Source organism: Bifidobacterium porcinum (assembly GCF_055378475.1).
In genome coordinates this window covers 1848007-1871479 of the sequence record NZ_AP029603.1, presented here as the reverse complement: position 1 = coordinate 1871479, position 23473 = coordinate 1848007, and the positions used below count along the sequence as shown (strand labels likewise).

Below are 23473 nucleotides of genomic sequence, written 5' to 3'. Positions count from 1 at the left end.
GGCGATAGGTGTGCCAGCACGAAAGGCTGATGTTGTTGGCCGGTGTTATGGCTGACTTTGCTGATGGCGGATCGTCCCTTGACGGTCCGCCATCAGCAAAGTGGTAATCGTCGGCTTGGCGCGCCCGCCGCGCTCGGTTTCGCGTCGGCTTGGCGGCGCCTGCCGGTCCTTGGTATGACAAGGCTGATAATCTTGGACATTATGAACGATTCCGAACATGGTGATTGGCAGGATACGACCATCGATTCCCAGCAGGCGCAGGAGCATCCGGAAGTTGCGCAGGCGGTGCGCAAAATCAAGGCGTTGCGCCAGTCGATTGACAATGTGGACACGGCCATCGTCTCGCTGCTCGCGGAACGGTTCAAATTCACGTCCGAAGTGGGCGTGCTCAAGGCGCAGGCGGGATTCGCGCCGGCCGATTGGAAGCGCGAGGACGCCCAAATCAAACGGCTCCACCGGGTGGCGCAGGAAGCCGGGCTTGATCCTCAAATCGCGGAAATGTATCGGGAATTCGTGGTCACAGAAGCCAAGAAACGTCATCAGCGCATCGCCGACGCCGGAGGGGATCCCGGCGTGCTGGATGTATTCGCATGAGCGTGAGGTTCGGCACGGCCGACGAATCCGGACATGACGGAGGTATGAAGCTGAGTCGATACCACGGAACAAGGAGCAGACGACACTGATGATGGTGACCCGCGGCACAAGGCGTGGCAAGCATCCAGGAAGGATTGCAGGCAGGGTGTGCGGCATGACGGTATCATGCGCGATGACCCTCGCCATAGCAGCTGGGGGAGCGGCACCCGCGCGCGAGGCGGAATATCCCTCCGGCACCGCTGTGGCCACGAAAACGCAAGATGTGTTCGGCATTCTGCACGCGGGAACGATTTCCGGCGAACTGTATATCGCCAACGATTTCCAGATCGACCAGTCCGGCACGGCCATCGATTACGGGGTCAGCGAGGACGGCGAGCCTGTCGCGCAAACGGTGGGTGGCGAGGAACAGGCTACGGGCGCGGCGGCCAATACTCTGACCCGAGTCAGCAGTGGCCTCAAAGCGATGCCTTGGAGTGTGCATGTGCGCTACAGTCTCAACGGGCCGAATGTCGATTCGTCGGCGGTCAGCGGGGCAAACGGCCTGGTCGGCCTGCACGTGACCGTAGCCCCGAATCCGCTTGCCGACACGGATTACGCCAACACCACGATTCCTGTAATCGCGTTCACGGTACCGACCAAAGTCACGAGCGAGATCACCGGCAGCGGCGGCACGCTCGTGACCCAAAACGGCACGGATATGCTGGTCGTCGCGGTCGGCAGGCCCGCCCGTACCGCATCCTTTGACTTTTTCTTCACCGCGAAGCACTGCTCGATGAGCCCGTTGGCGGTCGCTGCGGTCGAAGCTTCCGATACCGCGGAATTCGGCCGATCCATGACCGCGCTCGCCACACGGGCCAGCAATCTGTCGGATATCGCCATCGGCGGCGGCAAACATGATACCAAGCTGCTCAACCGGCTCAAAGCGATGCGTGACGCAGAACGTGACAAGGCGAAAAGCGCTATCGCCGCTGCGGACCCGGCATACCAGCAGGCCTTCCATGATTACATGGCCGCGTATGTGACCTCGTACACCGGGCATTTGAGCGGCTCAATCGGTGACAGTACGCAGATGAGCGCGCTGCTTGGCACGGCGGGCGAATTGAACAGCGACACTCCGGTTGCGCGGGCTGTCGCCGATATCTCCAATGCGACCAATGACCGCAGTGCCGCGCGGGCACATCAGGGTGCGGCCGATGCGATTGACGACACCATCCGGCAAATCGAATTGCGCGGAACGACTGGCTTGGCGGCTGATCTCAAACGCCAGGCGGCTTCTCAGACCTCACGTGCGGCCAAGGATTTCAAGACCGGCCAGAAGATGATGCACGATGCGATGATTCCGTTTTCGATGGCCTATACCGACGCGTATACGCGGCATCTGAGCAAGATGACCGGAGGCACGGCGTCGGGTGCATCCACGTATGCGCAGCAGGCGATTGAGCAGACGAACGACGAATTCGCTTCGAACAAGAACCTCAAGGCCGACAATCAGAAAGTTCAGGCCGCGTTGGATACGATGGCGGCGGCGAAAGCTCGTGAGGGGCAGGGCAAGATGCTGCTCACGCTGGCCGCGCTGGTCGCCAAATCCGGTACTGGTGATGCGTCCGGTGCATCCAAGAGTGCGGCGGCGGATTGGAAGACGGTGTCGGCGAACGGTTTGACGGCTTATGCCTTGCAGTCGGGTGCCGGGGTGCGTGCTGACGATAAGGCTGCTGATGGTGCCGGTGCTGGAGCTGGAGCCGGTTCGGGAAGCGGTTCTGTTGCCGCTGGTGGTGATGGCAGTGCTGCGCCTGCTGCCCCGCTTGCATCCACGCGTTCGTTGTATGGCCTCGCAGGTCGGCAATCGCATGGTATCGAGGCGGATATGTCGGGGACGGTCAATGATGTGGTGGCCGTGGAGACTGCAGCCGAAATCATTAAGAATGCCGTGGATACGTTGGCGCCGGATGGGGCGTCTGCATCGTCTGCGTTGAAGCGGGCGATTGACGAGGCGCGTGCCGCCAAAGCCAAAGTTGTGGCTCCTGTCGACGCGCAATCTTCAGTCGGGGCTCTTGAGGCCTCACGCATCGGACGTGAAGGTGTATCGCGGGACGTCGTCACCCCGGTCAACACGCACACCGCCGGTGCCCGCTTCCTGATGGTCACCGACGAACTCTGATCCACCAAACCCACCCTTCAGTAACCCTTACCACCCCGTGATGCTACCCAAACTGGCTACGCTGGGAGGCTTGATTGCGTAGCTGGTTTGGGTAGAAATACAAACTGGTTACGCCGGGCGGGGCTCAGCGTAACCAGTTTGTGGGGAAGGACGTGGGAGGCGTCAGCGCTTACTTGCGCGGCTTCTTGGCGGGCGGTTCACCGAGCTCGCTGTCCTTGACGATGACGGCGACCGCGGCATCGGCTTCGTTCTTCGCGTCCTCGGCAGCGCTCTTGGCAGCCGCCGCAGCCTGCTTCACGGCCTTGATGGCGGCACCGGCACGCACCAGTGTGATATTGCCGACCACACGTCCGGCCTCGGCGATGTCGCCCAGCGTGGACTTGATGGAATCGGCCGCATCATCTACCGCGTCAAGCGTGACGGACAGAATCGGCGTCTTCATCGAGACCTTCGCCTCGGACTTGATCTTGCGCAACGCGGCAAGCGCCTCGCCGGCATAGGTGAGCACGTCCGGGGAGACCTTGAACGCGGCCTGCTCGTACGGTTCCGGCTTCGGCCATGCGGCGCGGTGCACCGAGCCCTCGCCCGCGTGCATCCAGGACCACACCTCTTCGGTCGCGTACGGCAGGTACGGGGCCAGCAGACGGGCGAAGGTGTCCAAGCCCAGGCCCAGCGTGGTGCGCGCGGACTTGACTGCCGCCTCGCTCGGGGTCTTGCCCGTCGAATCGGCCGTGCCGTAGGCACGGTTCTTCACCAGCTCGATGTAATCGTCGCAGAACTGCCAGAAGAAGCTTTCGATGACTTCGAGCGCCTTCGAATGCTCGTAGGAGTTCAGCGCGTTCGTTGCCTGGCGGATTACAAGCGCCATCTTGGCCATGACCGCGCGATCCAGCGGTTCGGTCACGTCGGCCGGATTCCACTGTGCGACGGCAGGGGAGCCGACATGATGGTTTTCGTCCTCGCGGCCGATGGCCAGCGCGAACTTGGTGGCGTTGAGCAGTTTGATGGCCAGACGGCGGCCAATCTTCATCTGCCCCTCGTCATACGTGGCGTCCAGGCCGAGGCGCGCGGAAGCGGCCCAGTAGCGCACGGCGTCCGCGCCGAACTGCTTGATCGGCTTGTTCGGCACGACGACGTTGCCCTTGGACTTCGACATCTTCTTGTGATCCGGGTCGAGAATCCAACCGGACAGCGTGGCGTTCGCCCACGGCAGGCAATGGTTCTCAAGATGCGCGCGGTCGATGGAGCTGAACAGCCAAGTGCGGATGATGTCCTGACCCTGCGGACGCAGATCCATCGGGAACGTAGCCTTGAACAGTACCTCATTCTCCTCGCCCGGCTCGGCCCAGTGGGTCACAATCTGCGGGGTCAGGGATGACGTGGCCCACGTGTCCATGATGTCCTTCTCGGCGGTGAAGCCGTTCGGCTGGTCACGCTGGGACTCGTCGTAGCCTTCCGGCACGTCGTTGGTCGGGTCGATCGGCAGCTGGTCCTCGCGCGGGGTGAGCGGATGCTCGTAATCCGGCTCGCCGTTGGCATCAAGTGGATACCACAGCGGGAACGGCACGCCGAAGAAGCGCTGGCGGGAAATCAGCCAGTCGCCGTTGAGGCCGTTGACCCAGTTGTCGTAGCGCACGTGCATGAAGTCCGGGTGGAAGTTGAGCTCGTTGCCGCGCTCGATGAGTTCGGCGTTGAGCTTCTTGTCGGTGCCGCCGTTCTTCAGGTACCACTGGCGGGAGGTGACGATTTCGAGCGGCTTATCGCCCTTCTCGTAGAAATTCGTCATACGGGTGGTGGGCTTCGGCTCGCCGTCCATATCGCCGGATTCGCGCAGATGGTCGACGATGATCTTGCGGGCGGAGAACGTGGTCTTGCCCTCGGTCTCCTCGAAGATTGCGCGGCCCTGCGGATCCTCGATCCAATCCGGCACGCTCATAATGATGCGGCCGTTGCGCTGGATAATCGGGCGGGTCGGCAGCTTCAGGTCACGCCACCATTCGACGTCGGTCACGTCACCGAAGGTGCAGCACATCGCGATGCCCGCGCCCTTGTCCATTTCGGCCGCGGGATGCGCGAGAATCGGCACCTTGACCTTGAACAGCGGGGAGTAGACGTACTGGCCGAAATACTGCTTGTAGCGGTCGTCTTCCGGGTTGGCGATGAGCGCGCCGCACGCGGCGAGCAGTTCCGGACGGGTGGTCTCGATGTAAATCGGGGTGCCGTCTTCGAAACGGAACGCGATCTTGTGGTAGAAGCCGGGGTATTCGCGGCTTTCCAGCTCGGCTTGGGCGACCGCGGTCTGGAAGGTCACGTCCCACAGGCCCGGCGCGTCCTTCTGGTAGGCCTCGCCACGAGCGAGATTGCGCAGGAACGCCTTCTGCGCCACGCGCTGCGGATGCTCACCGATGGTGTGGTAGGTCTGCGACCAGTCGATTGACAGGCCGAGCGACCGCCACAGCTCCTCGAACTGCTTCTCGTCCTCCTTGGTGAGGCGCTCGCACAGTTCGATGAAGTTCTTGCGGCTGACCGGCACCTGGTCCTTCGCGTTGATCTTCTTGCCGTCGGTGCCTTCGAATGGCGGCTTGAAATCAGGATCGTACTTCAGGGACGTGTCCACGCGCACGCCGTAATAGTTCTGCACGCGGCGCTCGGTAGGCAGGCCGTTGTCGTCCCAGCCCATCGGATAAAAGACGTCGAAGCCCTGCATGCGCTTGAACCGGGCGATGATATCGGTATGCGTGTAGGAGAACACGTGGCCGACATGCAGATGGCCGGACACAGTGGGCGGCGGGGTGTCAATCGAATAGACGGCCTTGCGGTCGCGTGTATTGCGGAATTTATAGACGCCGGATTCGTCCCACGTCTTGCGCCACTTGTCTTCGAGCCCGTCGACGCCGACCTTGTCAGGCAGCGGGGTCAGGTTCGCGGTGATGGTATTGTCCTGATCAGTCATAACCGCTAGTTTAGGGAGCGATTATGACAACAGGGGAGCGGACTTTCGGGCGGGAAGACGGGTTTCGTGCCGGTTCCGTTCAGCTCGCGTCGGTTGCGGGCAAACGGCGGCTGATAACGGGTTCCGGTTGATGGCAGATTGCGGCTGATGATGGTGGGTGTCAGTTTGTGATGGTGGGCTACGGCTAGCGACGGGTACCGACGCCGACGCTGACAACTGCCGGACGCCGGTCAGTGCTTCTTCAGCGCGAGATCCTTGAGCGGGAGGATTTCATCAGTCAGATTCACCGGATACCCGCTCAGCTTCGGGTTGACCGCGATATTGATACCCCGCTCGTACAGCCACGCCGCGGCAGCGTCCTGGCTGACCGTGCGTGCGAACGTTGCCATCTGCGTGGCGTAGTCGGCGGCGTTCGTTGATGCGACCGCCTGCTGGTATTCCTGCTGTGCCTCGCCGTTCTGGTATTGCAGGGTGTTGTCCACGCCGTTGAACAGGTCCACGTTGTCGGTGCCGTCGACCGAAACCAGCGCGATCTTGAAATCGCCGCTCTTCAACCGCTGGCTCAGCGTCGCGTCATCGACCACCTGCATATCAGGATTGATCGCCGTCAGATTCGACGTGCCCTGCTTGAGATAGTCGTTGATTTGCGCGCCGAGCGCCTGGTATTCCTGGGGTACGAGGAAGGTCAGATCGCCGAAATACCGGGTTGAATAATAGGTGAGCATCTGCGCGGCCTTCGCTTGGTCATGCGGGTAGAGCCCCGTCAGATCCTCATAGCCGGGTTCCAGCGAGCCGATCGGGCCGCCGAGCGCCTGTTTCGCGTCTGTCGCCGAGGATGCCACGGCGGCGGTGTCAATCAGATAGCGGAACGATTGGCGGGTGCGCAAATCCGACATCGGTGAGTCCGTGCCGCAATTGAAGACGAGCATCACTTTGGATGTGCTGGAACCTTGGACCGCTTTCATTCCGGTGCGTTTGCCGATATCCGTGATGCTGGTATGCTCCAGCGGCAGCGCGAGCTCTACTTTGCCTTCGGCAGCGGCTTCGAGCAGCGAGGATTCGTCGCCATAGTAGTGCAAGGTGACTTGGGCGCTCACCGCTTTCTTGCTGTCCCAATACCGATCGTTGCGTTGCAGGGTGATAGTGGAACCCTGCTCGTATGTCCGCCCGACGATGAATGGGCCGGAACCGAGTGCTTGCGTGGTGTAATCGAGATCCGCTGTGCTGTCGTAGACGATGCCGGCGCGTCCCGACAGCGCGCGCAACAATGTCGCGTCAGGCTCACGCAGCGTCAACACCACTGTATGAGCGTCGTCTGCGGACACGGAGGCGACGTACCCGAGGCGCTCGTAGCCTACGTATTTCTTGCTGATGATTTGGTTGAACGACCAGACGACATCGTCGGCGTCGAGCGTGTCACCGTTGGAAAATGTCGCGTTGCCGCGCAGATGGAGGGTCACGGTCCGTCCGTCCTTGGACGTGGACCAGCTGTTGGCGAGCGAGGGGATGAGTTTGTTGTTCTCATCGCGTCCGATAAGCGTTTCGTAGACGTTGCCGAGCAAGGCCTGTTCGACGGCGGTGCCTTGTTCGGTGCGGATATCCAATGATTTCGGGGCGTCGATGAGGCCGACGTCGATGGTTGAATCAGAGCCGATCAGCCCGGCGTCGTCAAGAACCCCGCTACGTTCCGCGATGGATTTGCCGAGCATGATCAGTGCGAACAGGGCGATGACGATAGCGCTGAACGCAATCCACCGTCTGAGCTCTCCCTGCTGCTTCTTCGTCATGATTCGAGTCTACCGCGAACCCCGCCGATGCGCCGCACGTGGTACCCCCTTCGATCAGACGGCGTCGGTCTTCTGGCGGTCTTTCGGTCGTCCTTGTTATGGCCGATCGCCGCTGGTGTTGTGCTTCACCCGAAGATGCCGGCGCTGGGACAGGTGCCGTTGAGAGGGCAGGCGGCGCAGTCGGGTTTGCGTGCATGGCATGTCGCCCGGCCGTGCAGGATCAGCCGGTGCGACAGATCGGTCCACTCCTCGGGCGGGAAGCATGCGGTGATCTCGCGTTCGATATGTACCGGGTCGGGATGTGCGCTGCGCCAATCGGTACGCCAGCGTAGGCGGCCGGTCACGCGAATCACATGCGTGTCAACGGGGAAGCCCGGCACGCCGAACGCGTTGCCGAGCACCACATTCGCGGTTTTCCGCCCGACACCGGGCAGTGATGTCAGCTCGTCCATGGTGTGCGGGACGGTGTCGCCGAACCGTTCGTGCACGTCATGCGCCATCGCGACGATATTGCGGGATTTGGCGTGGTAGAAGCCCAATGGCCGGATGATATCCTCGACATCCTCCACCCGTGCGGCGGCAAGTTCGGCCGGTCCGGGGTAGCACGAGAACAGCGCGGGCGTGACTGTATTCACCCGCTTGTCGGTGGTCTGGGCGCTCAGAATCGTCGCGGTCAGCAGCTCGAAAGGGTTCGTGAAATGCAACGCGCACGCCGGGGCGGGGAACTCCTCGCATAGGATTTGGTACTCGTCATGCATGCGCTCGATGCGGTGTCGTTTGCTTTCGCTGGCCATACCCGCATGATAAGGCACAGTGGGCATCCGTCCAACCGCGGGTTGTATGCCAATGGCGAATTGCTGATGCGGCGGACGTTGGTGGGGTGACGGTGGCGGCGTTGTATGAGGATTGGTTCGCACAACGGCGGCTTGAGCCTGCCCGAATCAGCCTGAATCGCCCGAACCAACCCAAAATCAGCCCTGGGCAGCGTTCGCGCGGGCGGCGCTGTCGTCCTTGTCATCTTCCGGCGGGTCGAAACGGTAGCCGACGTTGCGCACCGTACCGATGACATGCTCGTATTCGCCGCCGAGCTTGGCACGCAGACGTCGCACGTGAACATCCACGGTTCGCGTGCCGCCGTAGTAGTCGTACCCCCACACTTCCTGCAACAGCTGCGCGCGGGTGAACACGCGTCCGGGGTGCTGAACCAGATATTTGAGCAGTTCGAATTCTTTGTAGGCCAAATCAATCGGGTGCCCGTGCAGACTTGCCGTATATCCATTGGTGTCGACGACCAAGTCGCCGCAACGGATCAGCCCGTCGGCGTCCTGTGCCCCGACCGTATTTGACTGGACGCCCGACGGCGTGTTGCCGCGTTCTGTGACCAGCCGCAAACGACCTTCGACCTCGGCGGGGGAGGCGTTGGCAACGACGACGTCGGCGATGCCCCACTGCGAGTTGACAACCGTGAATCCGCCCTCGGTGAGAATCAGCACGATCGGCGTGGACAGACCGGAGGCGTGAATCAGCCGGCACAGAGTCTTTGCGGTGGCGAGATCGTCCCTCGCGTCGAGGAACAAGACGGTGCTTTCCGGCATCTTCACCAGACTCGCCGCATCCATCGGCAGCACGCGCACCCTGTGAGAAAGCAGCGCGAGCGACGGCAATACGGATGCGGGGTCACTGGCAGAGGTCATCAACGTCAAATCAGTCATGTTGCAGCCCTCCGGTCGAATTACGGTTTTCACACAGTTTACAGCTGTAATGTTATGGCAATCAGGACATTCAAGGGCGGTGCTTCCATATGGCGGAGAATGGGCAAGCGCGCGGCTACAATGAGTAAGGAACTCCGTCATGACGTCACATGCCGGTAACATGCCCATAACATTGTGGACCACCCGGTTGCATGACGATGACACATGACGCCGTGCCACGGCAGGAACATCCGTCGGCGGAAGGAATAGATATGGTAGAGCAGACACAACCCGACAGCACCCTCCCGCACCGTCCGTACCGTGGCGTACTCGCCGTGCAGGTTATTGCGCTTGTGCTGCTTGTCGGCGCCAGTCTGCTCGGCCAGTTTGCCCTGTTCCTCGAAGTGCCGCTGTGCGTTGCGGCGATGGCGGCGTTCACGATTTTCTGGCCGTTCCGCGGCACTTGGACTGATCGTGTGCTTGGCGTGCTCGCAGGTCTGATTTCGCTGGTGTTTGCGCTCAACGCACTCGGCAGCGGGACACTGTACCCGTCGTTGAACGCGAATGACGCGCTGACGATTGTCGCGACTCCGCTGATTCACTGGGCGTGCGTGTATGTCATGCTGCTTGCGCTGTTCACGGTTATCGGTTTCGCCCGTCAGATGGCACGCAAAGAGCGTACCGATCTGCTGCGCTCGCTGTCGCAGAGCCTGACCGGCGTGGTGGCGATGGCGAGTATGCCTGGCTGGCTGTTCGTGGTGGTCGCGGCGTCCTGCGTGTCGTTCACGGGGCCGGGAACCTGGGTTGCCATTGTGGTGAGTGTGATTGCGTTGGCGCTCATGGTGCTGATGGTGATCGCCTCGCGGTTCTGGCTCAAGGATTTTGATCCGGATCCGGCAGTACCGGCCCCGTGGGTCGGGATTGCCCTGCTGCCGGTAATGCTGCTTGGGCTGGTGGCGTTCGCCGCGACGCTGGCATTGCTGCTGTGCCAGTATGGTCCGATATTTGTGGACTGACTTTTTCGCGCTGTTCGGCTGCAGGAACCCGATGATGCGATGGGGCTTCGGGGTTCCTGCGTGTGGCGGTTGTGGCTAGCCTGAGATGGGTTCGCAATTCGCCGTTGCCGGGGTGTCGCTGGGATATCCTCGGGGCGGATTCCCATAGTTGCAGTGCTATTTCGGGCAGGATTACGTAGATGCGGCCCTATATGCCGGAGGCTGCGCGGTCGCTGCCCCGGCGTACGGGCGATGTGATGGTTTCTTGGATATCCCGGGTGGAGTGTGCCGCAGCGTCGTGCGATTGGGGGTGTAGTTGCGGCAACCTGTGGCAGGAAGCGTGCGATCTCGGATATGCTGTGCGCGGTGTCGGTCGGGAACTCTGAGATGGTGCGCTATCGGTTGATGCCCGTTGGGAATGCCGCCGGCCGCGCCGTCCGCCCGGCCCATGCCACCGGGCGCTGCCCGCCGCTACCAGGCGATGACGCCGAGATGTTCGAGCAACACCTTGATGCCAATAAGGATGAGGATTACGCCGCCCGCAATCTGTGCTGGTTTCTGCCATCGTGCGCCGAACGCGTGTCCGATATGCAGGCCGGCGGCGGAGAACGCGCCGGTCACTACGCCGATGATCAGTACCGACCACAGGATGTTCACCTTCATGAATGCGAAACTCACCCCGATCGCGAACGCGTCGATGCTGCATGCCACGGCGAGCGGCAGCATGTGCCGCCAGTCGAACTGCGGTGTTTCGCGCGCGTTCTCGTCGTCCTCATCAAACGCCTCGCGGACCATGTTGCCGCCAATCAGCGCGAGCAATCCGAAGATGATCCAGTGGTCCACCGCCGTCACATACCCGCTGAAGGTGTCGGCCAACAGATAGCCGAGCAGCGGGAACAGCGCCTGGAATCCGCCGAACCACAGGGCGGTTTTGAAGGCGTCCAACGGGCGTACCCGGCGCACGGTCAGGCCCTTGCCGATGGACACGGCGAACGCGTCCATCGAAACGGAAAGTGCGATGAGAAGAATACCAACCAAAGAGGTGCTTGATGTCATAGTCAGTGCATGGTTCATCCGCAGTGCGGATGGGCCTCGACGGCTAACCGCCTACGCCTTACGGTCCGACACGGCGACTGCCGGCGTAGGGCGGCTTTGAATTCCCATGAATCTGTTCGCATGTCGAAATTACCCGCCCAAGTATAGTCGCTCGCTGCTGAAAGACAAGCCGCGGATTATGCGGACTACGCCTGGCACGTGAACTACGCTGACCACTCCGACCGTGCGATTACGCTGATTACGCTAACTGCACAGACTACGCAGCCCGTGCAACCCGCCCAAACGAAAGGAGCCGCCCCAATCGGGACGGCCCCTCGTGTCGGATATGTGCACAGCTCGGTTCGGCGGATGCCTAGGCGATCGCTATCAATCCCATAGCTTCAAGCCGAAAGCCGAACCGTACATATGCCTCACTTGGCTTCGGAAGCGGCGAGACGTTCGCGCGCGGCCTTGATCTCGGCCTCGGCCTTGTCGGCGCCGGCCCAGAAATCGCCCGGCTTGACTTCCTTGCCCGGCTCCAGAGCCTTGTACTGCTCGAAGAAGTGCTTGATTTCGGCCTTGTGGTACTCGTTGACATCGTCGATGTCCTTGATGTCGTCGAAACGCACGTCGGCAGGCACGCACAGCACCTTGTCGTCGCCGCCGGCCTCGTCGACCATGTGGTACAGGCCGACAGCGCGGCATTCGACCACGCAGCCCGGGAACACGGAATTCGGGATCATCACGAGCGCGTCGAGCGGATCGCCGTCCTCGCCCAGCGTGCCGTCGATGTAGCCGTAGTCATCCGGGTAGCCCATGGCGGTGAACAGCGTACGATCCAGGAAGATGCGACCGGTCTCATGGTCCACTTCATACTTGTTCTTGGAACCGCGCGGAATCTCCACGACGACATTGAAGGTTTCTGCCATTTCGAATCTCCTTGATAGACAACAGGATTTCCGTTATTCAGGATACTCGGTACCCGGCACGTATGTCACGTGAGACGAATCGTGCCGGGTACCGAGAATCAGGATGCGGGAACTACCGCTTGATGCTTAGCACGTGCGCGACATCGGCCCACGGGGCGAGCGAGACATAGTTGTCGTTCGTCCAGGTGAAGGTGCGGCCGGTCAGCTCGTCGGCCACGGTGAACGGCTCGCCGGCGGGCAGACCGAACGCGGCCGGGTCGAGGCGGATCATGGACTGGTGAGCCTCATGGCCGTCGAGGTTCACGACCACGATCAGCGTGTCCGGCTTGCCATCCGCCGTCAGCTCGGCGGGCGTGTGGCGGGCGAAGGCGAGGACGTTCGCATCCGAGCTGTCCAGGATCGTCAGATTGTGGTAGCTGCGGGCAGCCGGGTGACGCCTGCGAATCGCGTTGAGCGAGGTAAGCAGCTTGGCGGTGCCGTACTTGTCGGCCTCGCTCCAGTCGCGCACGCGGATTTCGTATTCCTCGGGATTCTCAGGGGCCTGCGTGCCCGGCTGCTGCTTGTTTTCCACCAGTTCGTAGCCGCTGGCGATACCCCAGCTCGGCACGCCCGTCGCGGCGAGCACCGCGCGGATCGCGTAGCCGGCGATGCCGTTGTCGCGCAGATAATCGGTGAGAATGCGGTGCGTGGACGGCCAGAACGTGTCATGCTGCGTGTATGCGGTGTCGCTGTTCGCCTCGAACAGGTAGTCTTCCAGCTCGCGCTTGGTGTTGCGCCATGGGAAGTAGCAGTCCGACTGGGTGAAGCCGGCGCGGCTCAGCGCGCCCATCATCGCGGGCGCGGTGAAGGATTCCGCAAGGAACAGCACTTCCGGGTGCGCGTGCCGGGTCTGTTCGATGATTCGCTGCCACGCCTGCGCCGGCCAACGGTACGGTTCGACTGCGCGGAACGCCGTCACGCCGGCTTTCACCCACACGTCCAAGGTGTGGACGATCGCCTTGACGATACCGTCCGGATCGGCATCGAAGTCCAGCGGGACCATATCCTTGCGCTCTGATTGCGGGTCGAGCGGATCGGCCGGCGTGCCGTCAGCCTTGCGGCGCACCCACTGCGGGTGTTCGGCGATCCAGGGATTATCCGGCGATACGAACAGCGACACGTCAAGCGCTACTTCAAGACCCAGGTCATGGGCTTTCGTGGTGAACGCGCGGACATCATCCATCGTGCCGAGCGACGGATCCACACTGTCCGCGGCGCCGTCAGCCGAGCCGACAGCGTACGGGGAACCCGGGTCGTGGACGCCAGCATGGGCGACGCCGTTGCGGCCGCGGCGCCCGGTTACACCAATCGGGCTGATCGGCGGCAGACACACCGTGTCAAACCCTTCGGCAGCGGCGCGTTCAAGGCCGGACACGGCAGTGGCGAGCGTGCCGGGGCGTGTGAAACCGGCCGCGTCGTCATCCACGGCACCTTCCGAGCGGGGGAAGAAATCATACCAAGCGGTGAAACTGGACCCTGGACGTTCCACGTGAAACATCCGCGGGGCGCTTTCCGATACGCCATCGCGCAACGGCTTGGCCTCATGCAGGGCGGTGACGTTGTCATTCGTGGCGGCGGCGAAGCGTTCGGCGACCGACAGTTTGCGGTCATCCAGCGTATCGGCGGCCTTCTTCAGCGTGCTGCGCTCGCCGGCGGTCAGGTGCGCGTCACGGGTCGAAGCCCAGCGGCGCAACAGGGTGGCGCCTGCGTCGAGCGCGTTCTCGACGTCTTCTCGGGCGTCGACGGCTTTACGTGCCTGCTCGAACCATGCGGCGTACGGGTCGAGCCACGCCTCAATGCTGACCGTCCAATCGCCCAGCTGGCGTTTGACCGCCGACCAGCCGGACTGCCACGGGCGGGCGTCGCTCGGCTCGCCGGCCTGCACGTCGACTTCCCAGCGGCTCAGGCCGGGGTTGGTGCAGATCATGGTGCGGCGCTGGGTTTCCTTGCCGCGCGGATTGCGCACGATTGCAGCGGCGGAGAGCACGAGCCCTTGTTCGGCAGCGAGTTGTGCGCTGACATGGAATTGTTCGCCAAGTTCGACGCGTGGGGTCGTTTCGCCGTGCGGGGTGGTGTCATAGATTGCGACGCGGCCGAATCCGGCGGCGGCGGTGCGTGCCGAGGTCGCCGCGGAGGTCTTGACGGTGGCGGCTGCGGTTTTGCGTCGTGTCGTGCGCTTGCGTGTCGCGGCGGTGCGGGTGCTTGATGCTGTTTTGGTTGTTGTTGCTGTTGTGGCTGTCGTCGTTGCAGCGGTCTTTCTTGTCTTTGTATCTTCGCTCATACCGCCATTGTATGAGCGAAATCGTTACCAGTGCATGATTGACAAGCGGGGAATGTTGGAATTTCCCTGAAGTTTAGCCGTCGTTCCGTCCGCATTGCTGCTCGCCACTGAGCCCGTTCCACGCCCCCTGCTTCTGCAGACACTGAGCGTGTGGTGAGTGTCTGCAGAAGGTTGTACCGACGGTGAGCGGTATGTGAGTGTCGGCAGAAGCAGGGGTGAGGGAGGGGGCTCAGTGGCTTTCCAGGGTGATTTCGCCGGCGATGGAGCGGCCCATCCATGCGGACAGCTCGGTACCGCCCAATCCTTGGGACAACAGGAAGATGATTTTCGCGTATGCGGCTTCGAGCGTCATATCGCCGGTGCCGACCGCGCCGGCTTTCGCGATGGCATCCCCGGTTTCGTATCGCCCGAGCAGCACATTCGCCTGTTCACATTGCGAGGCGACAATCACCGGGACTCCAGCGTCGAGCGTGCCCGCGATGACGTCCGCGAGCCCGGGTTCGCGGCTGGGGATGTTCCCGACGCCGTACGCGCGCAGCAATACAGCTTCAGGCCGGGGAGTGAGCATGGCGGCGAGCCGCTTCGCGCTCATGCCGGGAACCGTGTCGATAACCGCCACGTCATGCCGCGTATACGGCTTCGGGTTCGTCCAGCCCTCGCCTGGATTGTCGAAAGGCTCCCACTGCCAGGGCGTGCCCGTGCAGGCGAGCGTGCCGGTGGACGGTGAGCAGAAGCCTTCGAACGCCCAGCTCGAGGCTTTCGTCACGCGGTTGCCGGCGAACAGGTGATGCCCGAAGAACAGTGAGATGCCTTTCGCGTGGCCGCTCAACGCCGCGTTGAGCGCACCGGTCACGTTCGCAGTCGCGTCGGATTCGATTTTGCCGAGCGGATGCTGGGAACCCGTGAAAATCACCGGCTTGTCGAAACCGGTGAGCGCGTAGGACAGCGCTGCGGCGGAGTAGCTCATCGTGTCGGTGCCGTGCAGCACGACGAACGCGTCGGCCTCGTCATGGTGGGCCCACAGGTCGTCGATCATCGTCTGCCAGTTGTCGGGGGTCGCGTTCGACGAGTCGATCAGCGGGTCAAGTTCGGTGAAGGTGACATCCCCATCGTGCAACTCGTCGCTTTCCCCAAGCAGGCGGCGCAGCCATCCGCGCATGTCGGCGCCGGGAACGAGCCCGTGGTCGGATTCGATCATGCCGATGGTGCCGCCGGTGTACGTGATATGAATACGCATCCTGTCTCCTTGTACTTGTTGCTTGGCCGTTGTTGATTCCAGTATCGCTAGTGCCGCGAACAGCGCGGATATCGCGGATTCGCTGTGTCAGGCGGCGGCGAAATCGTCGCTGAGCTCCTCGATGGAATCCTCGTCCTCGTCATTGTCGAGAATCTCGTCCATCAGGCTGCCGTCAATCCTCCCGCGCACCGCGTACCAGCCGATGACCATCGCGACCACGACGACGGCGAACAGCGCAAGTGTCCACCTGCCGGACGCGCTCGTGAGATTCGAGATGACGACAATGGCGAAGAACGCGAGCGCCAGATAATCCGTGAACGGCGCTCCCGGCATCCTGTAGGAGGGGCGCTGCTCCTTGCCTGCCTTGACGCGCTTGAGGAACACGAGATGGGTCACCAGGATCGACGACCATGTGCCGGCAATGCCGATGCCCGCGAGATTCATGATGATGTCGAAGGCGTCGGACGGCAGCACCGCGTTGAGCACCACGCCGATCAGGCCGAGTGCCGACGTGATGATGATGCCGCCGTACGGGATATGGTTCTTGTTCATGCGGGCGGCGAATTTCGGGCCGGAACCCGCGATTGCCAACGAACGCAGCGTGCGGCCGGTCGCGTACAGACCGGCGTTGAGGGACGACAGTGCGGCGGTCAGCACCACGACTTGGATTACGTCGCCGGCGTGGGGAATGCCGATGCCGGAGAAGAAGGTGACGAATGGTGATTCGTTCGACGAATACGCGGTATACGGCAGCACGAGGGCCATGAGAATGACCGAGCCGACGTAGAAGCCGAAAATGCGCACAATCATCGAATTGATGGCCTTCGGAAGCACCTGCTGGGCTTCTTTCGCTTCGCCTGCCGCGACGCCCACCATCTCGGTGCCGCCGAACGCGAAGACCACGCCGAGGGTCAGCGCGAACACCGGGGCGATGCCTTCGGGGAAGAATCCGCCGTGGTCGGTGATGTTGTGCATGCCGGCGTGGTATTGCCCGACCGGGGCTCCGGTGATGATCGCCCAAATCGCGATGGCCATGAACGCGAGGATCGTGAACACCTTGATGGCGGCGAACCAGAATTCGGCCTCGCCGAAGGCCTTGACGCTCAGCATGTTCAGCGCGAACACCGCGGCGAGCGCGCACAGGGCAAGCACCCATTGCGGCACGGCCTTGAACGCCTGCCAGTAGTGGAAGTAGAGCGCGACCGCGGTGATATCGGCCATGACGGTAGTGGACCAGTCGAGGAAGAACAGCCAGCCGGTGATGTATGCGCCTTTCTCACCGAAGAATTCGCGTGCGTAGGACACGAACGCACCGGAGGACGGGCGGCGAATCGCCAGTTCGCCGAGCGCGCGGACCATGAGGAACGCGAAGATGCCGCACACCGCGTATGCGATGGTCAGACCGGCGCCGCCTTGAGTGAGACGTCCGCCCGCGCCGAGGAACAGGCCGGTGCCGATTGAACCGCCGATGGCGATCATCTGGATGTGGCGCGGTTTGAGGTCTTTCGCATAGCCGGCGTCGCTTTTGTCGATCACTTGGGTGGCCGGGGCTGCCGGTGCCGATTGATTCGCAGAGGATGCGGATTCGGTCGCGGATGCAGGCGGCCTGCTGCCGGACGCGCTCTGCTCTTGGTGTTGTTGTGATGCCATCTGTGTCGGATTCCTGGTTTCTGGTGTGGTTGCTGGTTTGCCGCAGGTTTGGGCGTTTGCGGTTTTCGCGCCGGTATGGGCGGAAAGTGTGTGAAGGAATGCCTCAGGGCAGATGCCACGATACTCCTTCGCGCATGGCGTGGACGGGTGCCTTGAAATGTGCCCGACCCCCGATTACGTCAAACGTTTGACGTCAATGATAACGCAGACTGTACCGCTGGCGTCGTGGCGTCTTGAATCGGCCAGTTCAATCGTCGGCGCTCGCGCAGCGGGTTGGCACCGCCGCATCGGGCAGCCCTATGGGCGGTCGCGTCGGGTCGTCGGTAGGTCCAAGTCCAGTGCCCCGACTCGTTGACGGATGCAACCGACAATCCAACTGCGTGCCTGAACGCCCCGTCACGCCTGCTGGCGCAACGTCTGCCGGGATTGGCGGCGATGCCTTCGGCTTATATCCGCTTTCGATACAGTGGCAATGCCCTTGGATTCGAAAGGCCTTCGAGGCAATCGATAGTCGCGATGATTATTCGCCGACTCGCGAATCGGCACTGCTGCTCTGAAGGTTGTTGCCGTTGATCTCCTCGAATTCGTCGTCCTTATCGTCCTCGTCGTCTTCTTCGTCTTGAACACGCGTCGCCCGCATCGCAGCGATGGTCCACGCGCTCAGCGCGATGCCGATCAGACCGGCGATGATTTCCATGATGTTTGGGATGTTCGCGCCCGAAGTCAAGGAAACGATGCCTTGCGCGAGCGATACAATCGACAGCGATCCGAGTGCGAGCACAATCAGCGGTGCCATGGGCTGCAACGGTTGCGAGATGCGCATTGATATCCCCTCTTCGTATTGCTTCTCTTTGCTGTGTTGTCTCTTTGTCTGTTTGTCGGTTTGCCTGAGGTGTCTTCCCATGACGAGCCGGTAACATCCGTACTCGGCGGTTCGCGTTGCCGGGGTGTCGGTCTGGCGTCGTGGATGAGCGCTGACTGAATGCCTCGGACGGTGAGAATGGCCGGATACACAAAAACCGTGACTGACGAATGTCGAATCACGGTTTTCATTGATGTGGTAGCGGGGCATGGATTTGAACCATGGACCTCTGGGTTATGAGCCCAGCGAGCTACCGAGCTGCTCCACCCCGCGTCGGCTGCTTCAAGCAGCAGTCATCTACTTTATAGGACGATAGGGAATTGTCAAATCGGCGTGCCGTTCAGCCCACAGCGGATTGCGGGGAAGCTGCTGTGGCGGTGACGGTCGGGTATTTGCATGGTTGTCGGCTGGGTGGTTACCGGTTGCATGGTCGTGTGTTCGCGCGTTGGAGGCGTTGGTTGGCGTATGTCGCGGCATGCGTGGTCGGTTGGATGTTGGTGGTCTTGCGTTACTGCCGGCTGTGTTCGACGGGTCGTGTATGTCGTGGCATACGCAGGTGGCTGTATCCGGAGAGTTCCGGATGGTGACCGTGGGTCTGCCGCACGTTGCGTATGTATCGGCATGTGTATCGCCGCGGATGCCGGCGGGCTTGGGCTTTTTGCGGTGATGTTCCGCAGGTTGTGTGTGTCGTAAGATACGTGCCACGCGACTCACATGACTTGACGTGGGCGGGTCGGCCATCCGCCACCGTGCAATGGTGCCAGTGTGAGGAGTGGCGTCGGCGTTGTGTGAGGATTGGCTCGCACAATGACCGATGCGGTGATCAGGGCCGGTTAGCCGGGTGATCCTAGGGGTCGTTGTGTGAGGATTCGCTCACACGGTGGCGGGTTGGGTGGTTGGATTTGGCTGGTGTGCTTGCGTTGGGGGTCGTTGTGTGAGGATGGGCTCGCACTCTGACCTGGATACATGATCTGCCGCTGTGCAGTCAGCGGTCGTGCCTCGCCAGTCTCGTCCGCCAGTAACCGCACCTCGGCCCTACCGCACCTCGCCCACCCGCACCCCGCTCCAAACCCCGCCATCCGGTCACATTTCAGCCGACGTCAAACACATATCAGCCCAGCGGCGATAATGGAATCATGCCTATCAAGATTCCAAGCGGCCTGCCCGCACGTGCCATCCTCGACTCCGAGCGCATTTTCGCGCTGGAGAAACCTGAAGCTGAGCGCCAGCGTGTGCGCCCGCTGCGCCTGGTGATCTTGAATCTCATGCCGAAGAAAATCGAGACCGAAACCCAGCTGCTACGGCTGATTTCGAAGTCCCCGCTGCAGGTCGAGGTCGATTTCATGAAGACCTCAACCCACGAGTCCAAGCACGTCAGCGCCGACCATCTGGTCAAGTTCTACGAGAACCTTGATGCGTTCCGCGACAACTATTACGACGGCTTCGTCGTCACGGGTGCGCCGGTGGAACACCTGGAATTCGACCAGGTCGATTACTGGGACGAGTTCAAGGAGATTCTTGACTGGGCTGGTTCGCACGTGTTTTCGACGATGTACCTGTGCTGGGGTGCGATGGGCGCCCTGCACTACCGGTACGGCGTGCGCAAGCATCTGTTGCCGCAGAAGCTGTTCGGCGTCTATCCGCAGTATTTGCAGGACGAGTATTGCTTCTTGACCAACGGTTTCGACGAAATAGCGCTGCAACCGCATTCCCGGCTCGCCGGCGTGGACGAGGGCGATATCGCGGCGAATCCCGACCTCCAGGTGCTCACGTGGGGTCCGGAGTCCGGCCCCGGACTGATTGCGACGCGCGACTTCTCCGAGGTGTTCGCGCTCGGCCACTGGGAGTACGGCAAGATGACACTCGCCGAGGAATACGAGCGCGATATGGCCAAGGGTTTGACCAACGTGCCGTTCCCGGAGAACTATTTCCCGCACGATGACCCCAAGCTTGAGCCCTTGTTCAGCTGGCGCGCGCATGCGAACCTGCTGTGGCGCAACTGGCTGAACTGGGTCTACCAGACCACGCCGTACGACCTGCGTGAAGTCCCGCAATTGCGTGCGGAGAAGCGTTTGGGAACGGACCGTTCGATCCGTCATGCGCCAGGTGCGCCGCGGGGCGACGGGTACGCGCCGCTGGTCAAGGACGGTTATGGCCTGATTAGGGATGATTATGCTCAGGACGAACGCGTGCGTTCTGCGACATCGCCCGCTCCCGCCGGCCCGGTGGCCGACGGCGCCGATGCCTGACTGCTGACCTGTGCGCGCTGTCCGGATATCGGACAGCAACGTCCTGCGTAGCGTTCGGCAATTCGGGTCGTTTTATCTAAAAACAGTTCGAAATTGTGAAAGAATTGTTACCAAGCCGCAGGAAAACGTCGTACAATCTCCACGTAGCCGTTCGGAGTCGAAGGCAGGTGCCGGCCCCGTCGGCGCCCGACCTACTCGCCACGCCATGTGAGTTTGCGCCGAAATCTTCCGGTCACATTCGCTCAGGGCGTTGGGCTAAACTGACAGCTGTTACGAGAAGTAGGAGGCGTAGATGGTGTCACAAGTCAGCGCGCAGCTCGTGCTCGCGGCCAAGACGGGTCCTGAACTGCCCTCGATCGACGATTTTCTTCCCGATCCGATTCTGTTCCAGGGCACGCCGTTCGCCATTAATCGCATCATTCTTATTCGAATCGTTGCCACTATCGTGCTGCTGCTGGTGATGTGCATCACGGCGAAACGTGCCAAGCTCGTTCCGGGTCGTTGGCAGGGACTGATCGAGACGCTGCTCGAATTCGTCCGCGACAATATCGTCTATCAGGTGATGGGCGAGGAGCGCGGACGCCGATATGTGCCGATGATTACCACACTGTTCTTCACGATTTTCGCGTTCAACCTGTGCGGCGTCATCCCTGGCATGAATATGGCGGCCACCGCAACGGTGACGATGCCACTCGTGTTCGCACTGTGGACTTTCGTGCAGTATTGGATTGCCGCTTGCAGGGAGAAGGGATTCTTCAAGTACCTGCGCGGCGAGCTCATACCTCCCGGGGTTCCGCTGCCGATTGATATCATCCTCGGCCCGATTAACCTGCTCGAGGTGCTGATTATTCGCCCGTTCTCGCTGACCGTCCGACTCTTCGCCAACATGATCGCAGGCCATCTTCTGGTCGCGACCTGCTTGGCGTTCACCCAGTTCTATCTCATTGAGTCGCCGAATTGGGGCATCAAGCCCGTCGGCGCACTGTGGCTGCTGGGCGGTTTCGCGTTCGTATGCTTCGAGATGTTCGTCGCGGCGCTTCAGGCGTACGTGTTCGCGATCCTCTCGACGGTGTACATCAACCAGAGCTATCCGGAGGTCGAGTAATTCGACCGTGCCCGGCGCGCCATACGCGCTGTGCGAAGGATCACAACGGTGCCAGGCGCGGTCGCCCATAGCGGTCGTGTCCTGCCCGGCATCGTGACAACGATGCGCAATAATTGAATCAAGCGAATGCACCGGTGTCTTGGGGCGCCGTGCAGAACACACTTCGGTCCCGTGCCGCGGGGCCGTGTACCATGTCAGATTTCGGTAAGAAAGGACAACACATGGATATCATCACTCTCGCCGAGGTTGCAGGCAACATCAGCGTTCTGGGCTACGGCGTCGCCGCCATCGGCCCTGGCATCGGCATGGGCATCCTGGTCGGCAAGGCCCTGGAGAGCACCGCTCGCCAGCCTGAGGTCTCCGGCCGCATCCAGACCCTCATGTTCATCGGTCTGGCAATGATCGAGCTGCTCGGCCTGCTCGGCTTCGTCGCCTTCGTCATGGCCAAGTGAGCATCTGCGAACGCAAGCTTCACCAATAGTCAAGTAGAAACCCGAGCAAGAAAGGAGAACACCCATGCCACTGGCAGAGAAAAGCGGTATTTCGCTGTTTTTGCCTGAAACGTATGACATCGTGTGGTCATTGGTCATTCTCGTTGTCATCGCGGTCTGCTTCTACAAGTACGTCATGCCGAAGTTCCAGGCTGTCTTCGACGCCCGTGCGGCCAAGATCGAAGGCCGTATGGCTCAGGCCGAGAAAGCGCAGAAAGACGCTGACGAGGCCAAGAAGAAGTATGAGGACCAGCTCAGCCAGGCTCGTGTCGAGGCATCGAAGATCCGCGATGACGCCCGTGCCGAAGCGTCCCATATCATCGCCGATGCGCGTTCGCGCGCTGAATCCGATGCGGCCCAGATCACTGAGAACGCCCAGCGTTCGATCGAATCCCAGCAGAAGCAGGCTCTGGTGAGCTTGAAGGGTGAGGTCGGCACGTTGGCCACTGCTCTGGCAGGCAAGATTCTCGGATCCGAGTTGAGCTCGAGCGCCGCCCAGACGCAGATGCTCGACAAGATGATCGACGAGATGGATGCAGACAGCAACAAGTAAGCGAAGGAAGTGAGATTACATGCGAGGAGAGGCATCACGCATCGCAGACCGCGTCTCGCGTGACTCGCTGGCGCCGAAACTCAAGGCGACCGGTGAGGATGCCTGGCGCGTAGGCAACGAGCTGTTCGCCGTCACCGATCTGCTCGACCACAATGTCCAGGTCGAACGGGCGCTGACCGACCCCGCACGTCCCGCTGCCGACAAGACCACCATGGTGCACACGCTGCTTGAAGGCAAAGCGCATCCGATGACCGTTGAGATCCTTGACGATCTGGTGCAGCGCCGCTGGAGCAAGCCGCATGATATCGCGAACGCGGTCGAGGATTTCGGCGTGGACGCGATGATGTACTACGCGGATGCGACCGGAACCACCATGAAGGTGTCCGTCGAGCTGGCCGAGCTCCATTCGGCCTTGCTCAACATGCCGGTGGTCCGCACCCGCCTGTACGACGAGCATTCCTCGGCTGAGGCGCGCGTCGCATTGCTGCACAACGTGTTGTCCGGCAATGAGATCAGCAAAGTCACCATGCGCCTTGCCGAGCATGCCACAGCTAATCCGCGTCACCGTCGTTACCTTGCCACCATCCAGTGGCTGATCAACAAGCTGTCACGGCATATGGGCGAATCGATGGTCACCGTGACCACCGCAGCTCCGCTGTCTGGCGAGCAGATTGACCGGCTGACCAAGATTTACACCAAGCGCACCGGCCATGCCGTGCACATCAACTCGGTTGTAGATCCGACGGTGTTGGGCGGTATGCGCGTGCAAATCGGCCACGAGGTCAACGACAATACGGTGATCGCCCAGCTGAACAAGCTCAAGCGCAGCGTGCAGGTCACCGCCTGAACAGGCGTGTGACACAG

At 61.6% G+C, this 23473-nt stretch carries 18 protein-coding genes and 1 tRNA gene; 8 read left to right on the top strand and 11 right to left on the bottom strand.

Features of this window, described 5'->3' with window-relative positions; translation table 11 throughout:
- Positions 1-201: 201 nt before the first annotated feature.
- Positions 202-594: a chorismate mutase gene (locus tag ACZ41G_RS07430; protein ID WP_015451095.1), complete on the top strand. Its 393-nt coding sequence runs from the start codon at positions 202-204 to the stop codon at positions 592-594.
- 154 nt (positions 595-748) lie between these two features.
- Positions 749-2752 carry a hypothetical protein gene (locus tag ACZ41G_RS07425; RefSeq protein ID WP_464145139.1) on the top strand — a complete coding sequence of 668 codons (2004 nt, stop codon included), beginning with the start codon at positions 749-751 and terminating at the stop codon, positions 2750-2752.
- A gap of 169 nt (positions 2753-2921) precedes the next feature.
- Here ACZ41G_RS07425 and valS read toward each other — a convergent pair whose 3' ends face one another.
- From valS to ACZ41G_RS07405, 4 genes are all read right to left on the bottom strand, one after another.
- Positions 2922-5705, bottom strand: coding sequence for a valine--tRNA ligase (gene valS / locus ACZ41G_RS07420; RefSeq protein WP_464145137.1), 2784 nt, complete (start codon positions 5703-5705; stop codon positions 2922-2924).
- 230 nt (positions 5706-5935) lie between these two features.
- Positions 5936-7492, bottom strand: a complete 1557-nt coding sequence (locus ACZ41G_RS07415; protein WP_464145135.1) for an ABC transporter substrate-binding protein — start codon at positions 7490-7492, stop codon at positions 5936-5938.
- Positions 7493-7617: 125 nt separating this feature from the next.
- Positions 7618-8286: an endonuclease III gene (gene nth / locus ACZ41G_RS07410; RefSeq protein ID WP_464145133.1), complete on the bottom strand. Its 669-nt coding sequence runs from the start codon at positions 8284-8286 to the stop codon at positions 7618-7620.
- Positions 8287-8463: 177 nt separating this feature from the next.
- The gene (locus ACZ41G_RS07405; RefSeq protein WP_321046170.1) at positions 8464-9204 is read right to left on the bottom strand and encodes a winged helix-turn-helix transcriptional regulator; all 741 of its coding nucleotides are present in this window, start codon (positions 9202-9204) and stop codon (positions 8464-8466) included.
- 251 nt (positions 9205-9455) lie between these two features.
- Here ACZ41G_RS07405 and ACZ41G_RS07400 point away from each other — a divergent pair, with 251 nt between their 5' ends.
- Complete coding sequence (locus ACZ41G_RS07400; RefSeq protein ID WP_052400950.1) at positions 9456-10199, top strand: hypothetical protein; 744 nt, start codon at positions 9456-9458, stop codon at positions 10197-10199.
- A gap of 450 nt (positions 10200-10649) precedes the next feature.
- On the opposite strand, the gene ACZ41G_RS07395 is transcribed toward ACZ41G_RS07400, so the two are convergent.
- From ACZ41G_RS07395 to ACZ41G_RS07365, 7 genes are all read right to left on the bottom strand, one after another.
- Entirely contained in the window at positions 10650-11234 is a 585-nt protein-coding gene (locus ACZ41G_RS07395; protein WP_464145131.1) for a manganese efflux pump MntP, read from the bottom strand.
- A gap of 410 nt (positions 11235-11644) precedes the next feature.
- Positions 11645-12142 (bottom strand): inorganic diphosphatase, encoded by a 498-nt coding sequence (locus ACZ41G_RS07390; RefSeq protein WP_033506128.1) that lies wholly within the window; start codon positions 12140-12142, stop codon positions 11645-11647.
- 112 nt (positions 12143-12254) lie between these two features.
- Positions 12255-14462: a maltotransferase domain-containing protein gene (locus tag ACZ41G_RS07385; RefSeq protein WP_464145129.1), complete on the bottom strand. Its 2208-nt coding sequence runs from the start codon at positions 14460-14462 to the stop codon at positions 12255-12257.
- 229 nt (positions 14463-14691) lie between these two features.
- Positions 14692-15699, bottom strand: coding sequence for an asparaginase (locus tag ACZ41G_RS07380; protein ID WP_321046175.1), 1008 nt, complete (start codon positions 15697-15699; stop codon positions 14692-14694).
- A gap of 87 nt (positions 15700-15786) precedes the next feature.
- Positions 15787-17349 carry an amino acid permease gene (locus ACZ41G_RS07375; protein WP_464145128.1) on the bottom strand — a complete coding sequence of 521 codons (1563 nt, stop codon included), beginning with the start codon at positions 17347-17349 and terminating at the stop codon, positions 15787-15789.
- A 520-nt stretch (positions 17350-17869) separates the two neighbouring features.
- Positions 17870-18172 carry a hypothetical protein gene (locus tag ACZ41G_RS07370; protein WP_033506122.1) on the bottom strand — a complete coding sequence of 101 codons (303 nt, stop codon included), beginning with the start codon at positions 18170-18172 and terminating at the stop codon, positions 17870-17872.
- Positions 18173-18407: 235 nt separating this feature from the next.
- A tRNA-Met gene (locus tag ACZ41G_RS07365) sits at positions 18408-18484 on the bottom strand.
- An 863-nt stretch (positions 18485-19347) separates the two neighbouring features.
- Here ACZ41G_RS07365 and ACZ41G_RS07360 point away from each other — a divergent pair.
- From ACZ41G_RS07360 to ACZ41G_RS07340, 5 genes are all read left to right on the top strand, one after another.
- The gene (locus tag ACZ41G_RS07360) at positions 19348-20460 is read left to right on the top strand and encodes a homoserine O-succinyltransferase (RefSeq protein ID WP_033506120.1); all 1113 of its coding nucleotides are present in this window, start codon (positions 19348-19350) and stop codon (positions 20458-20460) included.
- 292 nt (positions 20461-20752) lie between these two features.
- Positions 20753-21565 (top strand): F0F1 ATP synthase subunit A, encoded by an 813-nt coding sequence (atpB, locus tag ACZ41G_RS07355; RefSeq protein WP_033506119.1) that lies wholly within the window; start codon positions 20753-20755, stop codon positions 21563-21565.
- Between the two features lie 221 nt (positions 21566-21786).
- Positions 21787-22017, top strand: coding sequence for an ATP synthase F0 subunit C (gene atpE, locus ACZ41G_RS07350; RefSeq protein WP_015451080.1), 231 nt, complete (start codon positions 21787-21789; stop codon positions 22015-22017).
- A 64-nt stretch (positions 22018-22081) separates the two neighbouring features.
- Complete coding sequence (locus tag ACZ41G_RS07345) at positions 22082-22609, top strand: F0F1 ATP synthase subunit B (protein WP_033506118.1); 528 nt, start codon at positions 22082-22084, stop codon at positions 22607-22609.
- 19 nt (positions 22610-22628) lie between these two features.
- Entirely contained in the window at positions 22629-23456 is an 828-nt protein-coding gene (locus tag ACZ41G_RS07340; protein ID WP_029575746.1) for a F0F1 ATP synthase subunit delta, read from the top strand.
- Positions 23457-23473 lie beyond the last annotated feature (17 nt).